The sequence below is a fragment of the Moorena sp. SIO4G3 genome (assembly GCF_010692305.1).
Taxonomy (GTDB): Bacteria; Cyanobacteriota; Cyanobacteriia; order Cyanobacteriales; family Coleofasciculaceae; genus Moorena; species Moorena producens_A.
The window spans coordinates 1-6,369 of record NZ_JAAHIG010000457.1; the positions used below are offsets into that span (position 1 = coordinate 1).

At 44.5% G+C, this 6,369-nt stretch carries 6 protein-coding genes and 2 pseudogenes; 2 read left to right on the forward strand and 6 right to left on the reverse strand.

Translation table 11 applies throughout. The annotated features are described in order from the left end of the window. Positions 1 to 136 (forward strand): annotated as a pseudogene (locus tag F6J99_RS39810) (HNH endonuclease); the annotation flags it as partial. A 54-nt stretch (positions 137 to 190) separates the two neighbouring features. Here F6J99_RS39810 and F6J99_RS39815 read toward each other — a convergent pair. The 3 genes from F6J99_RS39815 to F6J99_RS39825 all read right to left on the reverse strand — a co-directional run bounded on the left by F6J99_RS39815 (position 191) and on the right by F6J99_RS39825 (position 2,645). Then, on the reverse strand, positions 191 to 328 hold the full coding sequence (locus tag F6J99_RS39815; protein ID WP_293121679.1) for a four helix bundle protein: 138 nt from the start codon (positions 326 to 328) through the stop codon (positions 191 to 193). A 96-nt stretch (positions 329 to 424) separates the two neighbouring features. Beyond that, a complete protein-coding gene (locus F6J99_RS39820) occupies positions 425 to 589 on the reverse strand; it encodes a four helix bundle protein (protein WP_365975195.1) in 165 nt (54 codons plus the stop codon). A 133-nt stretch (positions 590 to 722) separates the two neighbouring features. After that, positions 723 to 2,645, reverse strand: a complete 1,923-nt coding sequence (locus F6J99_RS39825; RefSeq protein ID WP_293121683.1) for a family 10 glycosylhydrolase — start codon at positions 2,643 to 2,645, stop codon at positions 723 to 725. 119 nt (positions 2,646 to 2,764) lie between these two features. Between F6J99_RS39825 and F6J99_RS39830 the strand changes: the two genes are divergently transcribed. Continuing rightward, entirely contained in the window at positions 2,765 to 3,694 is a 930-nt protein-coding gene (locus F6J99_RS39830; RefSeq protein ID WP_293121685.1) for an ADP-ribosylglycohydrolase family protein, read from the forward strand. Positions 3,695 to 3,895: 201 nt separating this feature from the next. Here the strand turns inward: F6J99_RS39830 and F6J99_RS39835 are convergent, their stop codons facing one another. The 3 genes and pseudogenes from F6J99_RS39835 to F6J99_RS39845 form a co-directional block, all read right to left on the reverse strand. Further along, positions 3,896 to 4,924 (reverse strand): hypothetical protein, encoded by a 1,029-nt coding sequence (locus tag F6J99_RS39835; protein WP_293121687.1) that lies wholly within the window; start codon positions 4,922 to 4,924, stop codon positions 3,896 to 3,898. Then, positions 4,921 to 5,955 carry a hypothetical protein gene (locus F6J99_RS39840; RefSeq protein ID WP_293121689.1) on the reverse strand — a complete coding sequence of 345 codons (1,035 nt, stop codon included), beginning with the start codon at positions 5,953 to 5,955 and terminating at the stop codon, positions 4,921 to 4,923. Before F6J99_RS39840 ends, F6J99_RS39835 begins: the two co-directional genes overlap by 4 nt. Before the next feature lie 109 nt (positions 5,956 to 6,064). Beyond that, positions 6,065 to 6,369, reverse strand: a pseudogene (locus F6J99_RS39845) (hypothetical protein); the annotation flags it as partial.

The window sequence follows — 6,369 nt, forward strand, 5'->3', positions numbered from 1 at the left end:
TGGTCAATATGTCGGACGTATTGCAATTCGCTTTAGACCTAGCTTTACCCTTCAACTACCAACTCAAAAATTTGACGTACATCCCAAATACTTGAAAACTATTCACAAGGCTGACGGCTATGAATATAAATCTTGAAAATAAGGATACCCTATCGGGTAGTTTACTAGAAGCGCGGCAATTCCCCTCCCGCTAACCCGTGCCGGGTATAACGGGAGTCCCCTTGCCGCATCTCAGATGGATATAGTCTCCCAAATGCTGTCTCCCTTTGCCCTCAGCGATATTAGCTGGAATCGAAACAGCAGCTCGTTGAATTTGGCTGCATCTCATATTTGTAAAAAAGTGGCGTAGGGTGTGTTAGGGACGGGCTCGCCAAGACGCAAGCCATAGCAAGTGTTAGGTTGTTGCCCGTAACGCACCACCGAGTCAAACAGCAAAAATGAGATGCACCCGTTGAATTTGGCTGCTCAGTCCATAAATCTCAGTTTTTGGTAACTTAGAAGTAAGTTTGTAGCATAGTACAACCAAGTCCATTGCCCGATTCCAAACCTTTAAGTCTCGATAACTCTTAACTTCGAGCACCCTGATCACCTTTTTTGTTTAGTCGTTATCTAAAAAATAACACCTAACACCTAACACCTAAAACCTCAAACCTAACACCTAACACCTAACACCTAACACCTAACACCTAACACCTAACACCTCAATTGAATTCAGCAACGCCTCAATTCGATTTCTTCCAATCCTCTATATCTGGTGCTTTCACAAACTCAGGAAACATGACCTCAAAACCCCTCTCACGCTTAGAAGCTGGTTCATCACTCATATTTAACAAGGTTTCATAGAAGAAAAACGACACACCAGCAAATCCCCGCAGTCGGACAGCATCGACTTGCCGCTGAATTTGTGATACCGGAACTAAACGAGTTCTGAGACCACTTAAAATGCCAATTCCTACCGGAATATGACTCCTTGCTCTTTTGAGTTCTGTCTGGTCTAATTCCGATATGAAAGTGCTGAAATTATCTCGATAAATCTGGACAATTAGTTCTTCTACCAAACCCCGTTGTTCCCAAGTTGCCCAATCAGCTAAAAAGAATTGGTAAGAAAAACGCTGGGGATTGGGAGATAGAGAAATAATCACATCATTGTTACTGTCTTGAACATTGTCTTTAACTGCTCGAAACAGCTTGGTTAGGAAATCCGTAATTTTATTTGCTCGCCAGCGTACCCATTCCTGATCCTTTGGGTCAGTGGGAGGAGATTTACCTTGGTGTTCTTTTTTGTACAATTCTACTGTGAAGTCATCGTAACCAAAGGTCACTGGCAACCCAAAGTGGTCATCGAATTGGATACCATCAACATCATAGTTGCTGACAACTTCGATAACTAAATCTTGAATAAATTGCTGTACCTCTGGTTTAAAAGGATTGAGCCAAACAATCTCTTGTAGTCTTTCATCCTCTGGCTCTAACCCTTTAGTAGTTTGAGTCTTGACCCCATCTTTAGTTTGGGTCAGCCAATCTGGGTGGCGTTTGGCTAATTCAGAATAGGAGGGTGCTTTGAAGCCAAATTCAAACCAGGGAATAACTCTCAAACCATTGTCATGTCCCACCTCGACAATCTCTTTGAGAACATCTCGTCCTCCCTGCACCCCCTTCTTTGGGTCAAATAAGTCTTTCTCTAACTCCGTCGATATTCGTGCTTCCAGTCCCACTACCCGTTTAGCTACTTGAGACGGATATAGTGTATAACCCCAATTCCACACTGTAGGATATACCGTGTTAAAGTTCAGCTCCTTAAGTTTTTCTAGGCTATCGGTTACTGCTCTAGTAGACAACAGTACCTCACTATCAATATTTGTCAGCCATACCCCTCTTAACTCCGCGTCAGTAGAACCAGGAGTTGGTGGCTCAACCTTAGCAATGTATTGATTAGGAATCAATCCAGTGGTTTGGGTAGCTTGGCACAAGAAAGCAGCTACCTCAGCTCGACTAGCTTGTTGGTTAGGTTTGAATTGCTTCACATTAGGGCGATTGACCACAATCTGATTTTCCGTAGCTGCTGCGATCGCATTTTGGGCATAGTTCGGAATTGCCGTAGCATCAGTAAACGCTGCCTTTAAGGTCTCTAGGGAAGGCTTGACCGGTTTATACTTCAATCCACTAGCTAAAGATACTAACGCTTGGACACGAGGGATATTTTGCTTAGGGCGGAAAACTCTACCAGGATAGCCAGCCAAAAATCCCGTTTTATCAGCATTACGAATAGCCTGATTAGCCCAGTAATTAGTTGGTACATCTACGAATTTTTGGTCACTGCGCACTTGAGGAGCACTAGGGAAAGCCTTCAGAAGCAGTGCAGCAAATTCAGCTCTGGTGATCGGAGCATTCGGTTTAAAGGTACCATCTGGGTAACCCCTGATAATATTTTGTTGTGCTAATTTAGTGATACACGGTTGAGCCCAATAATTCTCTGGGACATCTCTAAAAGTGCTACTGGCGTAGGATGGAGAAAGCTGGCATAGAGGAATTATCATCCCGATCACAAATAGCAAAATCCACCAACCCTGACGTTTAATGGTTTGCTGAAAGGAAACCAGTCTATTTGCCAAGGCTATAGGCCAGAGTCTGAGTAACGGTTTCATTGGTTGAACAAGCTCCGGGTGACGGTGTTGGGTTAATCAGGATTTTGATTAACCGCGAAGATGCAAAGAACACGAACACTAGATTAGCAGAGGTTATGGATTAGAAGAGGAATTATCCCATGGAGCTAATTCACCGTTACCGTGGCAGTCTCTTAGGATTGGCTGTCGGGGATGCAGTCGGTACTACGTTAGAGTTTAAGCCACCAGGCTCCTTCACCCCGATTGAAGATATGGTGGGTGGTGGACCTTTTGGTTTGAAGCCAGGCTACTGGACTGATGATACATCCATGGCCCTGTGTTTAGCCCATAGTTTGATTGAGCAACAGGGGTTTGATCCAGTTGATCAATTACAGCAGTATCTGCGATGGTCCCGAGAAGGTTATCTAAGTAGCACAGGTCAGTGTTTTGATATTGGAAACACAGTATCCCAAGCCTTGCAGCAGTTTCAAATCACCCAAAACCCTTACTGTGGTTCCACAGCTCCCCGTAGTGCTGGTAATGGGTCTATCATGCGCTTGGCTCCTGTGCCTTTGTTTTATGCTAAAAAACCAAAAGAAGCGATCGAGAAGTCTGGTGATAGTTCACGCACCACTCATGGAGTAGCAACCGCTGTAGATGCCTGTCGCTACTTGGGGGCCCTGCTAGTGGGAGCAGTTAATGGAGTAAGCAAAGAAGAACTGCTTTCGGAACTCTATTGCCCCATTCCTCAATACTGGCAAGAAAACCCAATGGTTGGGGAAATACACGAAATTGCCACAGGATCCTTCAAATACCGCCAGCCCCCAGAAATTAAGGGGACAGGTTATGTCGTGAAATCCTTAGAAGCGGCTTTATGGGCCTTTGAGCACAGTAGCTCGTTTCGGGAAGGCTGTCTGTTAGCCGTCAACTTAGGTGATGATGCTGATACCACCGGGGCAGTTTACGGACAATTGGCAGGAGCATTTTATGGAGAGCAAGGGATACCAGAATCTTGGCGTTCCCGACTAGTTAAACGGGAGCTGATTGAGTCCACAGCTGACCAACTATTTGCCCTGGCTCAACGCGCTTAAGTTATATCAATTAAGTGATATCAAGTTAAGTTATATCAATAGTTATAGGGTTTATCATACTTATGAAGTACATTCCATTTGCTTCCCCCCTCCCACCCTTCCGCCAGAAGTAGGGGGGATTCCGACTCCCGACTCCCGACTCCCGACTCCCATTAACCCCAAAGGCCAAAGTCCCTCACCCAGAAGCCAGGGGACTTGATATTAAATAGAATAGACCTGACCATCAATTAATAATCGGGTAATTCCTTTAGCTTGCAAATAGGAAGAGGTCTTCTGAAGCATCTGAGCATCAGGAACCTTGATGACTCGCTCAGAACGGTTAGAAAAACGCCGTGCTACCCTATGGTTTTCAAATACTGGCAAGGTGGTCTCTTGAACTTCTTCGTCAGGAATTTGTCCGAGGTCGCTAAACTCATTGAGAGGGCGAGCAATTAACTCCGCCGCTCGGTTGACTACCAGATAGCAGGTTTTAGGAAGAGAAGCTTCCGAGAGGGGCAAAATTTCAATGTAAGAACCGCTTTTAGCCAGAGAAGTTCTGATGGATTGGTGAATCTCAGGATCTGGCAAGTCATCGTCCCAATCTTCATCTAGGTCATCTAGGTCATCTAGATCATCTAGGTCATCTAGGTCATCTAGATCATCCAAATCCTCCAAATCCTCTAAATCATCATCTTGATCCAAATCCCCTAAATCTTCGTCCAACAACTCGGTGAATCTCCTAGTTGCTAGTCCCTTATGCTCAGGTAAGAATTGATCTTGGTCCTCAACAGACTTATCTTCATCTGAACTTGATGTGGTAATATCAAGTTGCAATTGGGTATGTTGCTCCTCTTCCTCCACTGGTGGTTGAGCAGCCACAGAGGAACGCTTACGTCGCCGACGTCCATCAGTAGAGGTTGAAGTCAATAAATCACTGGTAGATTCTGCTAATGCTTCATTTGCTAATGGTTCATTTTTGAGTCCAACTAGTGATGGTTGAGCTGCTGACTCTACCACAGGCTTAGCCGTTTTGACAGTAGAAGAGGAAACATGATCAGCAGTACGATTAGAGCGCTTTTGTTGGATTAGAGCCTCGTATTCTGGCTCCAACAAGTTGCTCTTAAGGATACGGCTAATGGTGGAGTTGCTAACTCCATAACGGTCAGCCAGCGTTGAAGTTGTCTCTGCTGTCTGTCGATATAGTTCTAGGATGTCCTGTTTATCGACATCAGATAGTTTTCTTGGACTCATGCTACTTTTTCAGCTCGCCTGCGTGAACCACGACGGGAACGGCTCGATATTTGATATTCCAGGGCAGCCCCTATTGCAAACAATACACCACTGAATACAAAAAAGACTTCTGGTAAACCGCCACTTTCGTAGTTCGGTCTAGTCTCAGCATACTTAAACCACATATCTGCAATGTACAGGCAAAATGTTGCAGCGGCAATCATTTGCCAGGATTGGGAAAAACGTCCACCCCAAAACGCTAACAGTAGTGATGAGGCAATAATCAGCAGAATGACATCGAAACCAATGTAGAGGGTGGTCAATTGGTTTGAATAGGCACTCAGTGAGTTGTCAAGTTCAATAGCCCACTTTGGAGAATTATGATCGGTACTCTGATTACCCTCAGAGTTGGTTATTTCAGATGGCTCTGCCGAGATGACCATAGCATTATTTTCGTTGACCAGCAGTGGTGTGGTCGAGTCAGAAATAGAATACGCAATGGTCACATCACCAGATTCAGGAGTGCTGGATTCGAGGGAAGGGGCAAGTAACAGCAAAGCAGCTAAGGCCATCCCCACTATGGCAATCGCTACAATCGTTAACCCTTGCCAAAGTTCTAAGTTTAAGCGCCTGGGAATAACTGCTAAAAACATGCCTACCCCAAGACATACGTAAGAGGATAAGTAAAACACATCTGCTAGTGATACATCAGGGTTAAGGTGAAAATACAGCTCCCACACACCGAATATTAAGTCACCCATCAAATAGAACAGATTCCCCAGACCTAGTCCTAGCCAGACATTTCGTCCACTGGCAATCTGAGGGCTGCGCCAATTTCTGAAACAGAGAATACTTGCTACTAGGAAGGGTATACATTCTAAAACATAGGTACTCATCAGGTACCAAAATGGACTCTCTTGCCCAGGGGATGTAATCCCAAACAGCAAGAAGAATAATAGGGAAATAATCGCCCAAGCAATACCACCATAGATGATGGTCTGGCTGCTGAGGGGAGATAGATTACCTGATGACCGTTCTGCAGAGCTGCTCATAGGAATTTCACACTTATCACTAACTGGCACAATAAGACTATGGTTAGCCAGATAACATATTAATGATTCTTAAGCTTATTTTTAATTGTAGATTATTGCCATATGTAGATTATTGCCATAGTTGACCAAGATCAGAGTTGTTAAGCCAGTTGATAAACTGAGTTTGCTCCTGAGCTGGCATATCCTGCAAGATATCGCTAACCCCCTGAGCAAAGTTGGTATTGCCAAAATAGCCTTTACCTAAGCGATAGAGTTCTTGCAACAGGGTGATCAGATGATGTTCTTCCCAGGTAGGAAAATCAGAGTTGGTAAGGGGGTCGATTTTGAGCAATTGTTGTACAGCTTGGGTCGATTGAACCTGGGGAAAGTTTGAATCTATCAAGATCTTGGCGATATCCTTCTGAAACAACCCAA

Excerpts from the sequence above, each read along its gene's own strand:
- F6J99_RS39840 (WP_293121689.1), bottom strand. The coding sequence starts at position 5,955 with ATGAGCAGCTCTGCAGAACGGTCATCAGGTAATCTATCTCCCCTCAGC.
- F6J99_RS39815 (WP_293121679.1), bottom strand. The coding sequence starts at position 328 with ATGAGATGCAGCCAAATTCAACGAGCTGCTGTTTCGATTCCAGCTAAT.
- F6J99_RS39835 (WP_293121687.1), bottom strand. The coding sequence starts at position 4,924 with ATGAGTCCAAGAAAACTATCTGATGTCGATAAACAGGACATCCTAGAA.
- F6J99_RS39830 (WP_293121685.1), top strand. The coding sequence starts at position 2,765 with ATGGAGCTAATTCACCGTTACCGTGGCAGTCTCTTAGGATTGGCTGTC.
- F6J99_RS39825 (WP_293121683.1), bottom strand. The coding sequence starts at position 2,645 with ATGAAACCGTTACTCAGACTCTGGCCTATAGCCTTGGCAAATAGACTG.